This is a genomic window from Planotetraspora kaengkrachanensis, assembly GCF_016862895.1.
Taxonomy (GTDB): domain Bacteria; phylum Actinomycetota; class Actinomycetes; order Streptosporangiales; family Streptosporangiaceae; genus Planotetraspora; species Planotetraspora kaengkrachanensis.
Map to the genome: position 1 here is coordinate 231,155 of NZ_BONV01000003.1, position 15,103 is coordinate 246,257.

Annotated in this window: 13 protein-coding genes; 9 read left to right on the forward strand and 4 right to left on the reverse strand. The window is 71.8% G+C overall.

The window, feature by feature from the left end; genetic code table 11:
• Window positions 1–191: 191 nt before the first annotated feature.
• From Pka01_RS05695 to Pka01_RS05725, 7 genes are all read left to right on the forward strand, one after another.
• Entirely contained in the window at window positions 192–1,571 is a 1,380-nt protein-coding gene (locus Pka01_RS05695) for a dipeptidase (protein ID WP_203881526.1), read from the forward strand.
• A 292-nt stretch (window positions 1,572–1,863) separates the two neighbouring features.
• A complete protein-coding gene (locus tag Pka01_RS05700) occupies window positions 1,864–4,278 on the forward strand; it encodes a GcvT family protein (RefSeq protein ID WP_203881527.1) in 2,415 nt (804 codons plus the stop codon).
• Window positions 4,279–4,290: 12 nt separating this feature from the next.
• A complete protein-coding gene (glyA, locus tag Pka01_RS05705; protein ID WP_203881528.1) occupies window positions 4,291–5,604 on the forward strand; it encodes a serine hydroxymethyltransferase in 1,314 nt (437 codons plus the stop codon).
• Window positions 5,601–6,818, forward strand: coding sequence for a sarcosine oxidase subunit beta family protein (locus tag Pka01_RS05710; protein ID WP_239114759.1), 1,218 nt, complete (start codon window positions 5,601–5,603; stop codon window positions 6,816–6,818). The genes glyA and Pka01_RS05710 overlap by 4 nt, the downstream gene beginning before the upstream one ends.
• Window positions 6,819–6,845: 27 nt before the next feature.
• Window positions 6,846–7,103, forward strand: a complete 258-nt coding sequence (locus Pka01_RS05715; RefSeq protein WP_203881529.1) for a sarcosine oxidase subunit delta — start codon at window positions 6,846–6,848, stop codon at window positions 7,101–7,103.
• The gene (locus Pka01_RS05720; RefSeq protein ID WP_373318099.1) at window positions 7,100–9,868 is read left to right on the forward strand and encodes a 2Fe-2S iron-sulfur cluster-binding protein; all 2,769 of its coding nucleotides are present in this window, start codon (window positions 7,100–7,102) and stop codon (window positions 9,866–9,868) included. Before Pka01_RS05715 ends, Pka01_RS05720 begins: the two co-directional genes overlap by 4 nt.
• The gene (locus Pka01_RS05725; protein WP_203881530.1) at window positions 9,861–10,433 is read left to right on the forward strand and encodes a sarcosine oxidase subunit gamma; all 573 of its coding nucleotides are present in this window, start codon (window positions 9,861–9,863) and stop codon (window positions 10,431–10,433) included. Before Pka01_RS05720 ends, Pka01_RS05725 begins: the two co-directional genes overlap by 8 nt.
• Here Pka01_RS05725 and Pka01_RS05730 read toward each other — a convergent pair.
• The gene (locus tag Pka01_RS05730) at window positions 10,420–10,851 is read right to left on the reverse strand and encodes an SRPBCC family protein (RefSeq protein WP_203881531.1); all 432 of its coding nucleotides are present in this window, start codon (window positions 10,849–10,851) and stop codon (window positions 10,420–10,422) included. The two genes, Pka01_RS05725 and Pka01_RS05730, sit on opposite strands and share 14 nt — an antisense overlap.
• A complete protein-coding gene (locus Pka01_RS05735) occupies window positions 10,841–11,194 on the reverse strand; it encodes an ArsR/SmtB family transcription factor (protein WP_203881532.1) in 354 nt (117 codons plus the stop codon). The genes Pka01_RS05730 and Pka01_RS05735 overlap by 11 nt, the downstream gene beginning before the upstream one ends.
• A gap of 118 nt (window positions 11,195–11,312) precedes the next feature.
• Here Pka01_RS05735 and Pka01_RS05740 point away from each other — a divergent pair, with 118 nt between their 5' ends.
• The gene (locus tag Pka01_RS05740; RefSeq protein ID WP_203881533.1) at window positions 11,313–12,023 is read left to right on the forward strand and encodes a Mut7-C RNAse domain-containing protein; all 711 of its coding nucleotides are present in this window, start codon (window positions 11,313–11,315) and stop codon (window positions 12,021–12,023) included.
• A 9-nt stretch (window positions 12,024–12,032) separates the two neighbouring features.
• On the opposite strand, the gene Pka01_RS05745 is transcribed toward Pka01_RS05740, so the two are convergent.
• Both Pka01_RS05745 and Pka01_RS05750 read right to left on the reverse strand, forming a co-directional pair.
• Complete coding sequence (locus Pka01_RS05745) at window positions 12,033–13,046, reverse strand: cytochrome d ubiquinol oxidase subunit II (RefSeq protein ID WP_203881534.1); 1,014 nt, start codon at window positions 13,044–13,046, stop codon at window positions 12,033–12,035.
• Window positions 13,046–14,392 (reverse strand): cytochrome ubiquinol oxidase subunit I, encoded by a 1,347-nt coding sequence (locus Pka01_RS05750; RefSeq protein WP_203881535.1) that lies wholly within the window; start codon window positions 14,390–14,392, stop codon window positions 13,046–13,048. The genes Pka01_RS05745 and Pka01_RS05750 overlap by 1 nt, the downstream gene beginning before the upstream one ends.
• A gap of 159 nt (window positions 14,393–14,551) precedes the next feature.
• On the opposite strand from Pka01_RS05750, the gene Pka01_RS05755 reads away from it, so the two are divergent.
• Window positions 14,552–15,070 carry a DUF6789 family protein gene (locus Pka01_RS05755; protein WP_203881536.1) on the forward strand — a complete coding sequence of 173 codons (519 nt, stop codon included), beginning with the start codon at window positions 14,552–14,554 and terminating at the stop codon, window positions 15,068–15,070.
• Window positions 15,071–15,103: the final 33 nt, after the last annotated feature.

A 15,103-nucleotide genomic window follows, 5' to 3' on the forward strand; every position in this document is an offset into this window, starting at 1 on the left:
GCTCGTGATCATGCACAGGTTCGGCGGCATGCCCGCCGACCTGTGCGAACGCCGCGCGTGATCATGCACGAGTTCCACCCGCGGGCACGCCACGGAGCCGGCATGCGGGCATTCCGCCCGAAGGCCGGCTCCGAACCGAGGTGACCAGGGTCACGCAGCATCGGGTCCGGACATGGGCCAAGGTGGTGCCCATGTCTGCTTCTCGCCTCCGCGAAACGGTCGCCGCGCTGATGCCCCAGGCCCGCGGCGACCTGGCGGAACTCGTGTCATACCGTTCGATCGCCGATCCCCGGCTGTCCCTGGGGGACGAGTGCGCCGGCGCGGCCCGATGGATCGCCGACGCCCTCACCCGGGACGGCTTCAGCGACGTGGCCGTGCTCGACACGCCGGACGGCACCCAGTCGGTGTACGGCTTCCTTCCTGGACCCGCGGGCGCGCCGACCGTCCTGCTGTACGCCCACTACGACGTGCAGCCTCCGCTCGAGGAGTCCGCTTGGCTGTCGCCGCCGTTCGAGCTGACCGAACGGGACGGGCGGTGGTACGGCCGCGGCGCCGCCGACTGCAAGGGCGGCCTGATCATGCACCTCACCGCGCTTCGCGCCCTGCGCGACCACGGCGGCGTGCCGGTGAACGTGAAGATCATCGTGGAGGGGTCGGAGGAGCAGGGCACCGGAGGGCTCGAACGCCACGCCGAGGCGCACCCGGAACTGCTCGCCGCCGACGCCGTCCTCGTCGGCGACGCGGGGAACTTCCGCGCGGGGACTCCGACGGTCACCTCACAACTGCGGGGCATGACGATGGTGGAGGTCCTGGTCGAGACCCTCAAGGGCGACCTGCACTCCGGCCAGTTCGGCGGCGTCGCCCCCGACGCGCTCGCGGCGCTGATCCGGATGCTCGACTCGTTGTGGGACGGAACCGGCGCCACGGCGATCGAGGGCGTGGGAGCCGACGGCGTCTGGGAGGGCATGGAATACCCGGAGGAACTGTTCCGCGACGACGCCGGGATCCTCGACGGAGTGGGGTTCGTGGGCACCGGCACGGTCGCCGACAGACTCTGGGCCCGCCCGTCGGTGAACGTGATGGGGATCGACTGCCCGCCCGTCGTGGGAGGCACGCCGAGCCTGCACGCCTCCGCGAGGGCCAAGCTGGCTCTTCGCATCCCCTCGGGCGTCGACGTCGCGAAGGCCACCGCGGCGCTGACGTACCACCTCGAGTCCGCCGCCCCCTGGGGCGCCAGGGTCACCGTCACGCCGCGCGGCAACGGCGGGGCGTTCCGCGCCGACACCTCCTCCACCGCGTACAAGGCCATGGCCGCGGCCATGCTCTCGGCGTACGGCGAGGCGATGCAGATCGCCGGGAACGGGGGCGGCATCCCGTTGTGCAACACCCTCGCCCGGCTGTACCCGGAGGCGGAGATCCTGCTGATCGGCCTCAACGAGCCCGAGGCGCGCATTCACGCGGTCAACGAGAGCGTCTCCCCCGACGAGCTGGAGCGGCTCGCTCTGGCCGAAGCGCACTTCCTGCAGAACTACGCCGCCTCGGCGCCGGCTCAGGCCGCGCCTCGCCTCTGACGAGCCTCATCACCACTCTCCCCGGCGTCTCGCGGCGACAACGCGTACGCCGGGGGCGTGGCGATGGCTGCATGATCACGAACTATGTCTGCGCATGTCACGCACCATGATCGCGAACGTGTGCATGATCACGAAACTCGTTTGCGCAGGTGAGACCATGCGCGCCCGAACCTGTGCATGATCACACCCAAGGGGGGTCGCGGCTATGAGTTCTTGACAGGCATATGGGGTGAATAGGACTCTGTTGCGGGACGCGCATGATGTTTCGACATGCGCAACGACGGAGGTGTGTATGGCTGGCCCGCGCGTCGTCATCATCGGAGCCGGAGTCGTCGGGGCAGCCCTCGCCGAAGAGCTCTCCGCCAAGGGATGGACCGAGATCACGGTCGTCGACCAGGGCCCCGTACCGGCGACGGGCGGCTCGTCGTCCCACGCGCCCGGCCTGGTCTTCCAGACGAACTCCTCCAAGACCATGACCGAGATGGCCCGCTACACGGTGGAGAAGCTGAGCGCGCTCGGCTGCTTCCTCCAGGTGGGCGGGCTCGAGGTCGCCACCACGCCCGAGCGTCTCACCGAACTGCACCGCCGGCACGGCTGGGCCACCGCCTGGGGCCTCGAGGCGCACCTGCTCACCCCCGAGGAGTGCGTGGAACGCCACTCGCTCCTGTCGAAGGACCGGGTGCTGGGCGGGCTGTTCGTCCCCACCGACGGCCTCGCCAAGGCGGTACACGCGGTCGAGGTTCAGCTCGAGAAGGCGCGCGAGCGCGGCGTCCGCGTCCTGGAGCGGCACGAGGTCCTCGACGTCCGCAGCGAGGACGGCCGGGTGACCGGCGTCGTGACCGACCAGGGCGAGATCCCCGCCGACATCGTGGTCTGCTGCGCCGGCATCTGGGGTCCCAAGGTGGCCCGCATGGCCGGCATGACGCTCCCTCTCACGCCGCTCGCCCACCAGCTCGCCTGGACCGGCCCGGTCAAGGGGCTGGACGCGGCGCAGGAGGCGGTGCGCCCGATCCTGCGGCACCAGGACGCCGACCTCTACTACCGCGAACGGTTCGACCGGCTGGGCGTCGGCTACTACGGCCACCGCCCTCTGCCGATCACCTCCGAGCAGATCCTGCCGTTCGACGAGGCGGAGGTCATGCCCTCGGTGCTGACATTCACCGAGGACGACTTCGCCCCCGCCTGGGCCGAGACGCGGTCGCTGATGCCGGACACCCGCGACACCCAGGTCGAGGAGGGCATCAACGGACTGTTCTCCTTCACGACCGACAACATGCCGCTGCTCGGCGAGTCGCCCGAGGTCAAGGGCTTCTGGGTGGCCGAGGCCGTGTGGGTGACGCACTCGGCCGGCGTCGGCAGGGCCATGGCCGAGTGGCTGGCCGACGGCCACTGCTCGTCGTTCGACCTGCACGAGTGCGACGTCAACCGGTTCGAGCCCCACCAGCTCGCCCCCGACTACGTCCTCGCCCGCGACTGCCAGAACTACGTCGAGGTCTACGACATCATCCATCCGCTCGAGCCGCCGGCGAACCTCCGGCCGCTGCGGACCAGCCCCTTCTACCCGCGTGAGCGCGAACTGGGCGCGTACTTCCTCGAGGCGACCGGCTGGGAGCGCCCCCAGTGGTACGAGGCCAACGCCGGCCTGGTGGAGGGCAGGGACATTCCGCACCCCGGCGACTGGGCGTCCCGCCACTGGTCGCCGATCGTCGGCGCCGAGGCGCAGGCCTCCCGCGAGTCCGTCGCGATGTACGACATGTCGGCGCTCAAGCGCATCGAGGTCAGCGGGCCGGGGGCCACGGCCTTCCTCCAGCGGCTGTCGACCGGCGACGTGGACAAGTCCGTCGGCTCGGTGACGTACTGCCTGCTCCTGGACGAGGACGGCGGCATCCGCAGCGACGTCACCATCGCGCGGCTGGGGCGCGACCACTACCAGGTGGGCGCGAACGGCAACCTCGACCTGGACTGGTTCCACCGGCACGCCGACCCCTCCGTGGTGGTCCGCGACATCACGGCGGGCACCTGCTGCATCGGCATCTGGGGTCCCCGGGTCCGTGAGGTGGTCGCCCCGCTCGCCGGGCGCGACTTCTCCGCGGACGGCTTCCGCTACTTCCGCGGCAAGAAGGCCCACGTCGGGGCGGTTCCCGTCACGGCCCTGCGGCTGTCCTACGTCGGAGAGCTCGGCTGGGAGCTCTACACGACCGCCGACATGGGCGCCAAGCTCTGGGACACCCTGTGGGAGGCCGGGCAGGAGCACGGGATCATCGCGGGCGGCCGCGGCGCGTTCAACAGCCTCCGGCTGGAGAAGGGCTACCGGTCGTTCGGCACTGACATGACCTACGAGCACGACCCCTACGAGGCGGGCCTGGCGTTCGCCGTCAAGCCGGACAAGGGCGACTTCATCGGCCGCGAGGCCCTGCTCGAACGCCGCGAGGACGTACGGCGGCGCCTGACGTGCCTGACCGTCGACGGCCCCGAGGCCGTGGTCATGGGCAAGGAGCCGGTGTACGACGGCGACCGCTGCGTCGGCTACGTCACGAGCGCGGCCTACGGCTACACCATCGGCAAGGGGATCGCCTACGCCTGGCTTCCCACCGAGCTGACCACGCCCGGCCAGGTGGTGCACATCGGATACTTCGACCGGCGGGTCGCCGCGGTCGTCGCCGAGGAGCCCCTGTTCGACCCCGCCATGGAACGCCTCCGCGGCTGACGCGGTCACCGCATGAGCACCACCTCTGGAGGACCCGCCTTGAACCCATCCGAATCGCTGGTCGACACACCGCTCGCCGAGGCCGACCCCGAGGTCGCGGCGGCGATCGGCGCCGAGTTGCACCGCCAGCAGTCCACGCTCGAGATGATCGCCTCGGAGAACTTCGCCCCGGTGTCGGTCATGCGGGCGCAGGGATCCGTCCTGACCAACAAGTACGCCGAGGGCTACCCGGGCAGGCGCTACTACGGCGGCTGCGAGAACGTCGACGTCATCGAGACGCTGGCGATCGACCGGGTGAAGGCCCTGTTCGGTGCGGAGGCCGCGAACGTGCAGCCGCACTCGGGCGCGCAGGCGAACGCGGCGGCGATGGCGGCCCTGCTCGAACCCGGCGACACGATCCTCGGTCTGGACCTGGCGCACGGCGGCCACCTCACGCACGGCATGCGGATCAACTTCTCCGGCCGGCTCTACAACGTGGTCGCCTACCACGTGCGCGAGAGCGACAACCTCGTGGACATGGACGAGGTGGAGCGGCTGGCCAGGGAGCACCGGCCGAAGCTGATCATCGCGGGCTGGTCGGCCTATCCCCGTCACCTCGACTTCGCGACCTTCCGCAGGATCGCCGACGAGGTCGGGGCGTACCTCATGGTCGACATGGCCCACTTCGCCGGCCTGGTCGCCGCGGGGCTGCATCCCTCCCCCGTGCCGCACGCCCACGTCGTGACGACGACCACGCACAAGACGCTCGGCGGGCCGAGGGGCGGTGTGATCCTGTCCACCGGGGAACTCGCCAAGAAGATCAACTCGACGGTGTTCCCCGGCCAGCAGGGCGGCCCGCTCGAACACGTCATCGCGGCCAAGGCGGTCTCGTTCAAGATCGCGGCGGGCGACTGGTTCGCCGACCGGCAGCGGCGCACCCTCGAAGGGGCGCGCGTCCTGGCCGCCCGCCTCCTCGAGCCGGACGCCGCAGCGGCGGGTGTGCGGGTCCTGTCCGGAGGCACGGACGTCCACCTGGTGCTGGTCGACCTGCGCGCGTCCGAGCTGGACGGCCGGCAGGCCGAGGACCGGCTGCACGAGGCCGGCATCACCGTCAACCGCAACGCCGTGCCGTTCGACCCCCGGCCCCCGATGGTCACCTCCGGCCTGCGGATCGGCACCCCCGCGCTGGCGACGCGCGGTTTCCAGACCGCCGACTTCCAGGAGGTCTCCGACGTCGTCGCGGCGGCCCTGACCGGTGACGGCGACGAGGCGTCGATCGCCCACCTGCGCGGACGCGTCGAGGCCCTCGCCGCCAAGCACCCGCTCTACGCCGGAGAAGAATCGTGACCAAAGACTTCCCGGATCACCCCGACTGGTTGTGGAGCAGCCCGGAGCCCAGGCGCTCGTACGACGTGGTGATCGTGGGCGGCGGCGGCCACGGGCTGGCGACGGCCTACTACCTGGCCAAGAACCACGGGATCACCGACGTGGCGGTGCTGGAGCGCGGCTGGCTGGCCGGCGGCAACATGGCACGCAACACCACGATCATCAGGTCCAACTACCTGTGGGACGAGAGCGCCGGCATCTACGAGCACGCCCTCAAGCTGTGGGAGGGGCTCGAGGACGACCTCGGGTACCCGATCCTGTTCAGCCAGCGCGGCGTGCTCAACCTCGCGCACAGCCTGCAGGACGTCAGGGAAAGCGTGCGCCGGGTCCACGCCAACCGCCTCAACGGCGTCGACGCCGAATGGCTGACGCCTGAGGAGGTCAAGGAGGTCTGCCCGATCGTCGACGTCTCGCCCGACGTGCGCTATCCGGTGCTCGGCGCCACCTACCAGCCGCGGGCCGGCATCGCCAAGCACGACTACGTGGCCTGGGGCTTCGCCCGGGCCGCCGCGGCCATGGGCGTGCACCTGATCGAGAACTGCGAGGTCACCGGGGTCGAGGTGGCCGGCGGCCGGGTCCAGGCCGTCCAGACGACCAGGGGGAGGATCGCTGCGGGCACGGTCGCGTTGGCCGCCGCCGGCCACTCCTCCGTCGTCGCCGCGACCGCCGGAGTGGAGCTGCCGGTGCAGACCCATCCGCTCCAGGCGCTCGTGTCGGAACTGCTCGAGCCCGTGCACCCGACGGTGGTCATGTCGAACGCCGTGCACGTCTACGTCAGCCAGGCCCACAAGGGCGAGCTGGTCATGGGCGCGGGCATCGACCCGTACAACTCCTACCGCCGGCGCGGCGCGTTCCACATCATCGAACAGCAGATGTCGGCGGCGCTGGAGCTCTTCCCGATCTTCGCCCGGGCCCACGTCCTGCGCACCTGGGCGGGGATCGTCGACGTCACCCCTGACGCCTCCCCCGTGGTCGGCACGACGCCGGTGGACGGCCTGCTCGTCAACTGCGGCTGGGGAACCGGCGGCTTCAAGGCGACGCCCGGCGTGGGCTGGTGCTACGCGCACACGATCGCCCACGGCGAGCCGCACCCCCTCAACGCCCCCTTCTCGCTCGAACGGTTCACCACCGGCGCGCTCGTGGACGAGCACGGCGCGGCGGCCGTGGCCCACTGAAGGCCCACTGAAGGAGACCCAGACCCCATGCTGCTGATCCCCTGTCCGTGGTGCGGACCGCGCGACGAGGCGGAGTTCCACTACGGCGGGCAGGCGCACGTCGCCTATCCCGAGAACCCCGCGGCGCTGTCCGACGAGGAGTGGGCCCGCTACCTGTTCTTCCGCGACAACCCCGAGGGCCGGTTCGCCGAGCGGTGGAACCACACGGCGGGGTGCCGCCGCTGGTTCAACGCCGTGCGGAACACCGCCACCAACGAGATCGAGGCCCGCGAGGTGATCGCGTGACGTCCCGCCGGATGGCCGGGTGGCAGGGCGAGCCGGTCCGGTTCCGCTTCGACGGCCGGGATTACGAGGGGGTCCGCGGCGACACGCTGGCCTCCGCCCTGCTGGCCAACGGTGTGCGCACGGTGGCCGCGAGTCCCGCTCTGGGCCGCCCACGTGGGATCTACGCCGCCTGGACGGAGGAGCCCAACGCCCTCGTGCGGTACGGCGTGGAGCCGATGGCGCAGGCCACGACCCTCGACCTCACCGAGGGGCTCGACGCGACGAGCCTGCGGGGCCGGGGACGGCTGAGCGAGGAACCCGACACGAGCCGCTACGACGCGGTCCACGCGCACTGCGACGTCCTCGTCGTCGGCGCGGGTCCGGCCGGTCTGGCGGCGGCCGCCGCGGCGGCGGGCACCGGCGCCCGTGTGATCATCGCGGACGACCGGCCGGTCGCGGGCGGCAGCCTGCCCGACACCGCCGAGACGGTCGGCGGCGTGCCGGGAGACGAGTGGGCGGCCACGACGCTCGCGGAGCTCGGCGGCCGCCCCGACGTCCGGGTGCTGAGCCGCACCAGCGTGTTCGGCTACTACGACGACAACTACCTCGTCGCCGTCGAGCGGCGCGGCGCGGACGCCTACTCCCGCGAGCGCGTGTGGCGCATCAGGGCCCGCCAGGTCGTGCTGGCCACGGGAGCCCACGAACGGCCGATCGCCTTCGCCGGCAACGACCGGCCGGGCGTCATGCTGGCCGGGTCGGCCCGGGCGTACGCCAACCGCCACGGCGTCCTGCCCGGCGCGCGTGCGGTCGTGTTCACCACGAACGACAGCGCCTACGCCGCCGCCCGGGATCTCGCGGCGGCCGGTGTCGAGATCGCCGCCATCGTCGACACCCGCGACACCGCCGGCCACGCGCAGGACGGCACCGAGGTCCTCACCGGCCACGTGGTCACCGCGGTCGGCGGCGACGAGGGCGTCTCGTCCGTCACCGTTTCCGGTGCCGGTCACGTGGACCGGGAGATCGAAGCCGACCTGCTGCTCGTCTCGGGCGGCTGGAACCCCCTGGTCCATCTGTTCAGCCAGGCGGGCGGCGAGCTCCGCCACGACGACGCGACCGGCTCGTTCGTGCCCGGGCCCGTACGGCAGGCGGTCGAGGTGGCGGGCGCCGCGCGCGGGGTGTTCACCCTGGCCGGGTGCCTGGAGGACGGCGCCGCGGCCGGAGCGCGGGCGGCCGAGGCCGCCGGGTTCCGCATGGGGGACGCCTTCCGGATCCCCGAGACCCCCGCAGAGGAACCCGCCGAGCCGGCCGCCCACCTGTGGCTCGTGGAGGCCGCCGACTACGCCACGCACTTCGTGGATCTCCAGCGTGACGTCACCGTCGCCGACGTCATGAAGGCGACCGGAGCGGGACTGCGTTCGGTCGAGCACGTCAAGCGCTACACCACGGCGGGCACGGCGCACGACCAGGGCAAGTTGTCCGGCGTGCTCACCAGCGCGGTCGTCGGCCACGCTCTCGGCCTGCCGCTCGCCGATCTCGGCACCACCACGTTCCGCGCGCCGTACGTGCCGGTCGGCTTCTCCACGCTCGCCGGACGGGACAGGGGCGCGCTGCACGACCCGGTGCGGACCACGTCGCTGCACGAGTGGCACGTGGCCTACGGGGCTCCGTTCGAGAACGTCGGCCAGTGGAAGCGCCCCTGGTACTACCCGCGTGCGGGCGAGGACATGGAGGCCGCCGTCCTGCGTGAGTGCCATGCCGTACGGACGTCCGTGGGCGCGATGGACGCCTCCACCCTCGGCAAGATCGACGTGCAGGGCCCGGACGCGGCGGAGTTCCTCGACCGGCTCTACACGAACATGATGAGCACCCTCAAGGTGGGCGCGATCCGCTACGGCGTCATGTGCAGGCCCGACGGGATGGTCTTCGACGACGGCACCGTCATCCGCCTGGCCGACGACCGGTTCCTGGTGACGACGACCACGGGCAACGCGGCGGCCGTGCTCGACTGGATGGAGGAGTGGCTCCAGACGGAGTGGCCGCACCTGCGGGTCTACTGCACGTCGGTCACCGAGCACTGGGCGACCGTGGCCCTCGCGGGTCCCGGTTCCCGTGACGTGCTGGCCGGCCTGGCTCCCGGCCTCGCCGTCGACGCGGCGAGCTTCCCCTTCATGACCTGGCGGGACACCGAGGTGGCCGGGCTGGCCGCGCGGGTGTGCCGGATCAGCTTCTCCGGCGAGCTCGCCTACGAGATCAACGTCAACGCGTGGGACGGACTCGCCCTGTGGGAGGCGGTCATGGGCACGGGGACGGTCACGCCGTACGGCACCGAGACGATGCACGTGCTGCGGGCGGAGAAGGGCTACCCGATCGTCGGCCAGGACACCGACGGCACGGTCACCCCGGCCGACCTCGGCATGGACTGGGTCGTGTCGAAGAAGAAGCCCGACTTCATCGGGAAGCGCTCGTTCGCCAGGGCCGACACGAGCCGGCCGGACCGCAAGCACCTGGTCGGCCTGCTCCCCGCGGACCCCGGCCGGCTCCTCCCCGAGGGCGCCCACCTCGTGGAGACGGGCACGCTGCCCGAGCCGCCGGTCCCGACCCTCGGCCACGTGACGTCGAGCTACCGCAGCGCGGTGCTGGGCAGCACCTTCGCGCTCGCACTGGTCAGCGGTGGCCGTGACCGGATGGGCGAGGAACTGTACGTCCCGCTCGGCGACGAACTGGTCCCCGTCACCGTCACGTCCCACATCCTCTACGACCCCGAGGGAGCCCGCCGCGATGGCTGAGCGACTGAGCCCGCCGGCCCGGTTCACGCCGGTGTCGTCCGACGACCTGCGCATCGCGGAGGTGCCCTTCCTCACGCAGATCAACCTGCGCGTGGACCCGAAGAGCCGGGCGGCGGCCGACATCGGGCTCGCCCTGGGCGCGCCCCTGCCGACCGATCCCGGCACCTGCACGAGCGCTCAAGCCGACGTGCTCTGGATGGGGCCCGACGAGTGGCTGGTGGTCGGAGAGCGGGGAGACGACCCCGAAGGGACGATCCGGGCGGCGGCCGGGACGGCGCACGTGGGGATCACCGACGTGTCGGCCCAGCGCACGGTCATCTCCGTTGACGGCCCCCGCTCGCGCGACCTGCTCGCGCACGGCTGCGCGCTCGACCTGCACCCCCGGGTGTTCGGCCCGGGACGCTGTGCGCAGACGATGCTCGCCCGCGCGCTGGTCGTGCTCGCCGCGACGGGCGAGGAGGGGTTCCGCGTGTTCGTGCGGTCCTCGTTCGCGGGTTACCTCGCCGACTGGCTCCTGGACGCGGCCGGCGAGTACCTGCGGAAGGGGACGGTCACATCGCGCTGAGCGTCTTGAGAAGCGACGGGATCACCGTGGAGCGCCAGCCGCTGCCCATGTTCTTGAACGCGAAGGCCTGAGCCGGGTCGTCGAGGTCGAAACCCGCGTGTTCGACGAACAACCGGGTGCCCTGTCCCTCGGCGACCAGCCTCCAGGTGACCGTGGTGTCCAGCGCTCCGCCTCTCCAGCTGATGCGCAGCAGGCGTTCCTCTTCGACGTCGAGCACCTCGCACGAGATCACCCCGTCGAACTCGACCTGCGGTATCGGCCGGGTGGTGAAGGTGAAGCGGTGCCCCACCACGGGCTTCATGTCGCCCGCCATCAGCCACCGCTCCTGCAGCGCCGAATCGGTCAGGGCACGCCACACCTTGGTCGGCGGGTGCGGCAGGAACTCGTCGACCTCGATCGACGTCAGGTCAGCGCTCATGGTCGTCTCCATCCTCTTCATCCAGCAGTTCACGCAGCCCGGCGAGCCTTTCCCGCCAGAACCGCTCGTACGGCGAGAGCCAGCGCGACACTTCCATCAGCGGCTCCGCCTCCAGCCGGTAGAGCCGCCGCCGCCCGCTGCGCTCCTCGCTGACCAGCCCGGCGTCGCGCAGCACCCGGAGATGCTCGGAGACGCTCGGGCGGCTCATCTCGAAGTGCGAGGCGAGGTCGTTCACCGACCGCGGCCCGCCGAGCAGCAGCGCCGTCAGCTCGCGCCGCACCGGACTGGCGAGTGCTGCGAAGACGTCCGCGCCTCCCGCCGTCACCCGCTCGCTACCTGTCATGGCGACAACAATAGGTAGGAGATTCCCTACAAGTCAACCGTAGGAGATCTCCTACGCGTTATCGGCTTCCATCACCGTGGCCGAGCACCCGTCGCGGACGTCCCGGCATGATGGAGGCATGGTCCGCGGCGAACTCGACCTGCGCGTCGGGGCGGAACTGTGGCTGTTCCTCCCGCCCCGCCGCCGGGCCGTCGTCTGCCGCGTGCCCTACGACGGCACGTCGTCGCTCGGGCACGTGGTCGAGTCCGCGGGCATCCCGCTTCCGGAGGTCGGCACGCTCCTCGCCGCAGGACGGCCGGTCGCGCCGTCGTACCGTCCGGGCCCGGCCGACGCCGTGCGCGTGTTGGGGGTGGCGAGGCCACAGCCGATCCCGGCGCCCCGGTTCGTCCTCGACGTCCATCTCGGCACCCTCGCCAGACGGCTGCGCCTCGTCGGCGTCGACGTCGCCTACCGCAACGACCTCGGCGACGACGCGCTGATCGCGCAGGCCAACGCCGAGTCGAGGGTGCTGCTCACCAAGGACCGCGGCCTGCTTCGCCGCCGGGCCCTGTGGCTCGGCGCCTACGTCCGCGGCGCGCGCCCGGACGACCAGCTCCGTGACACGCTCGATCGTTTCGCGCCCCCGCTCGCCCCCTGGACCCGGTGCACGGCGTGCAACGGCCTGCTGTCCCCGGTCGCCAAGGGCGAGGTCGAGCACGTCTTGCCACCGGGGACCAGGCGCCGATACGACACGTTCGCCCGCTGCCTCGGCTGCGGGCACGTCTACTGGCACGGCGCGCACGGGAACCGGCTGCAGGCGATCGTGGAGGCCGCCTCGCGCGTCGTCTGAAAGACGGCCTCAGCCGGACGTGTCGGCGTCGTACGGCATGCGGCGCTGGAGGACGAACAGCCAGACGAGGGACGGCACCACGAGCAGCGCCCCCACTCCAGCCACCACGAGAACGGTCGTGGTCACCACGGGCGCCGCGGCGGCCTCCTGGTAGGTGAGGCCCGGCGGCAACATCGCCGGATACTGGGCCACCGGCCAGCCCCACATGACGGCCGCGACGGCGAGCACGGCCGCCACCCGTACGAGCAGGTGGCGCCGCAGCGCGAGCAGGACGATCGACGCGATCCCGAGCACGGCGCTGAGCACGACCAGGGGCAGCGCCCGGTGGATGAGACCGGAGAAGAGGCGGGGAGCGTCCCAGTGGAGCACGGCGATGCCGGCGAGCGCGCCGGCGCCGGTCACGACGGCGGCGAGCAGGGCACGCCGGCGGAACCCCTCCGCCAGCTGCGGCGTCCCGGAGCGCGCGGCGTCGTCGCACAGGTAGACCGCCGCGAGGTAGGCGCAGACCAGGACGGCGAGCACGCCCCCCAGCAGCGAGGTCGGGTTCAGCCAGCTCCCCACCACGTCACCGGCCGCGAGACCCGGCGGGACCCGGGCGGACGCGATCCCCCCGGCGACCGTTCCGAGGAAGAACGGCGTCAGCACGGACGAGAGGGCGAACGCCCCGCCGAACAGGCGCTGCTGCCACAACTCCGTGCTGGCCTTGCGGAAGGCGAAGGCGGCGCCCCTCGCGATGATCCCGAGCGCGGCCAGCGTGAGCGGGATGTAGAGCGTGGACATCACCGAGGCGAAGGCCAGGGGGAAGCCGGTCCACAACACCACGAGCACGAAGATCAACCAGACGTGGTTGGCCTCCCACACCGGGCCGATCGAGTGCTCGATGAGCCGCCGCTGCGGCATGCCGGCCCGGCTGCGCCCGGCGAGCAGGTCCCAGACGCCGCCGCCGAAGTCGGCTCCGCCGAGCAGCGCGTAGACGGTGAGCCCCGCCCACATGACGGCCAACAGGATCTGCGCCGAGTCCATCAGGGCTCCGTTTCCTGCGGGGCGACGTGCCCGGTGCGGGCCACGTGGCGCAGGACGTAGACGACCGCGACCGTGAGGAACGCGTAGACGACGGCGACCACGGCGAAGCCCACCCACAGGCCGGGGGCGGGGTTGACCGCCTCGAAGGTCCGCATCTTGCCGTACACGATCCAGGGCTGCCGCCCGACCTCGGTGACGACCCACCCCGTCTCGACCGCGATGACGGCGAGCACACCCGCGACGGAGGCGAGCCGCAGGAACCACGGCGAGGCGGGCAGGTCGCGCCGCCGCCACCAGCTCAGAGCCAGCCAGGCGGACAGGAGCAGCAGCACCATCCCGATGCCCACCATCGTGTCGAACGCCAGGTGGACGGGACTGATCGGCGGCCGGTCCGCGGGCGCGACCCGGTCCAGCCCCTGGACGACGGTCCCTGGCGTGAAGCCCACCAGCATCGACAGCCCGCTGGGGATCTCGAGCGCGTACCGGATCCTGCCGTCGATCACCAGCCCGCCGAGGTGCAGCGGCGCGTTCGGGCCGGTGGGGAACAGCGCCTCGGCGGCGGCGAGCTTGGTGGGCTGGTCGCCGGCGAGGAACCGCGCGGCGTAGTCGCCCGCGACGACCTGGACCGGCGAGAGCGCCGCCGCCAGCGTGAACGGCACCAGGAAGCCGAGCCGGTGGTAGCGGTCGCGGCGTCCCCGCAGCAAAGCCACCGCGTAGACCCCGGCGGTGCCGAATCCCGACACCATGAAGGCCGCGATGACCATGTGCAGGACCTGCGGGGGCATCGCCGGGTTGAACACCGCGGCCCAGGGCGCGACCCCGGCGACCTTGCCGTTCTCGAGGTCGAATCCGCGCGGCGCGTTCATCCACGCGTTGGCCGCCACGACGAAGACGGCCGACGACACGCCCGCGACGAGCACGGGGATCCCACTGAGCAGGTGTGCCCGGGGAGAGAGCCGGTCCCAGGCGTAGAGGTAGACGCCGAGGAAGATCGCCTCGACGAAGAACGCGATGCCCTCCATGGCGAACGGCAGGCCGATGACCTCGCCGTAGACACCCATCAGGCCCGGCCACAACAGGCCCATCTCGAAGCTCAGGATGGTGCCGGAGACCGCGCCCACCGCGAAGAGCACGCCCACGGCCGTGGCCCATCGCCGGGCGAGCCGCATGTAGACCGCGTCGCCGGTCCGATGGGCCCGCCATTCGGTGAACAACAGCAACGCCGGCATGCCCACGCCGAGGCAGGCGAAGACGATGTGCCAGCCCAGTGAGAGGGCCATCTGGGTTCGCGCCGCCACCAGATCGGCCGGGCTCGCCGGGCCCGCAAGGACGGCGAGCGGTGTCATGGCTGGTCCGTGCCCCCGCGGCGCCACCTGGCAAACCGCGTGCCGGGTATGGAAGCGATCAAGGCCGGCGAGTGCACCGGTGACGAGAGGTGAGGTGTTTACCCGAAGCGGGCCGGTTGCGGGGGAACGCGCCCGCGGGCCGGGGGAATAGGCCCCATCATGACGCGCAACCTGGTGAACGGCGCAGTCGGCGGCGCCCTCGCGACCGCTGTTTACAGCGCCGTGCTGATGGCGGGAGAGCAGGCGGGCCTGCTGGGCCATGCCCCTCCCAAGAGGGTCGTGCGCGTCGCCCTTCCCGGCAGCAGGCACCGCCCCAAGCCGGGCGAGGGGGCGCTCGCGACGATCGGCCACTACGCGTACGGCAGCGCCGCGGGGGCCGCGCTCGGCCTGCTGTTCCGCGGGCAGCGGGTCCCGCTTCCGGTCGGCGCGGCGTACGGCCTCGCGGTCTGGTACGCCAGCTTTCAGCACCTGATGCCCCGGCTGAAGATGTATCCGCCGATCTCCCGCGACTCCCCCGGGCGCCAGGCACTCCTGGCGCTTGGCCACATGGTGTACGGAACGTCCCTCGCGATCTCGATGAACCGGCTGAGGAGCGACAGGGCCATGGGCGCGCGGATCCTGCCGAGCGAGCACCCCGAGCGGTCGAAGTTCCTGACCCCGCCGGAACCGGTGTCCTGACCGATCTCCTCCGGCGAGGGAACGTCGGCCGTC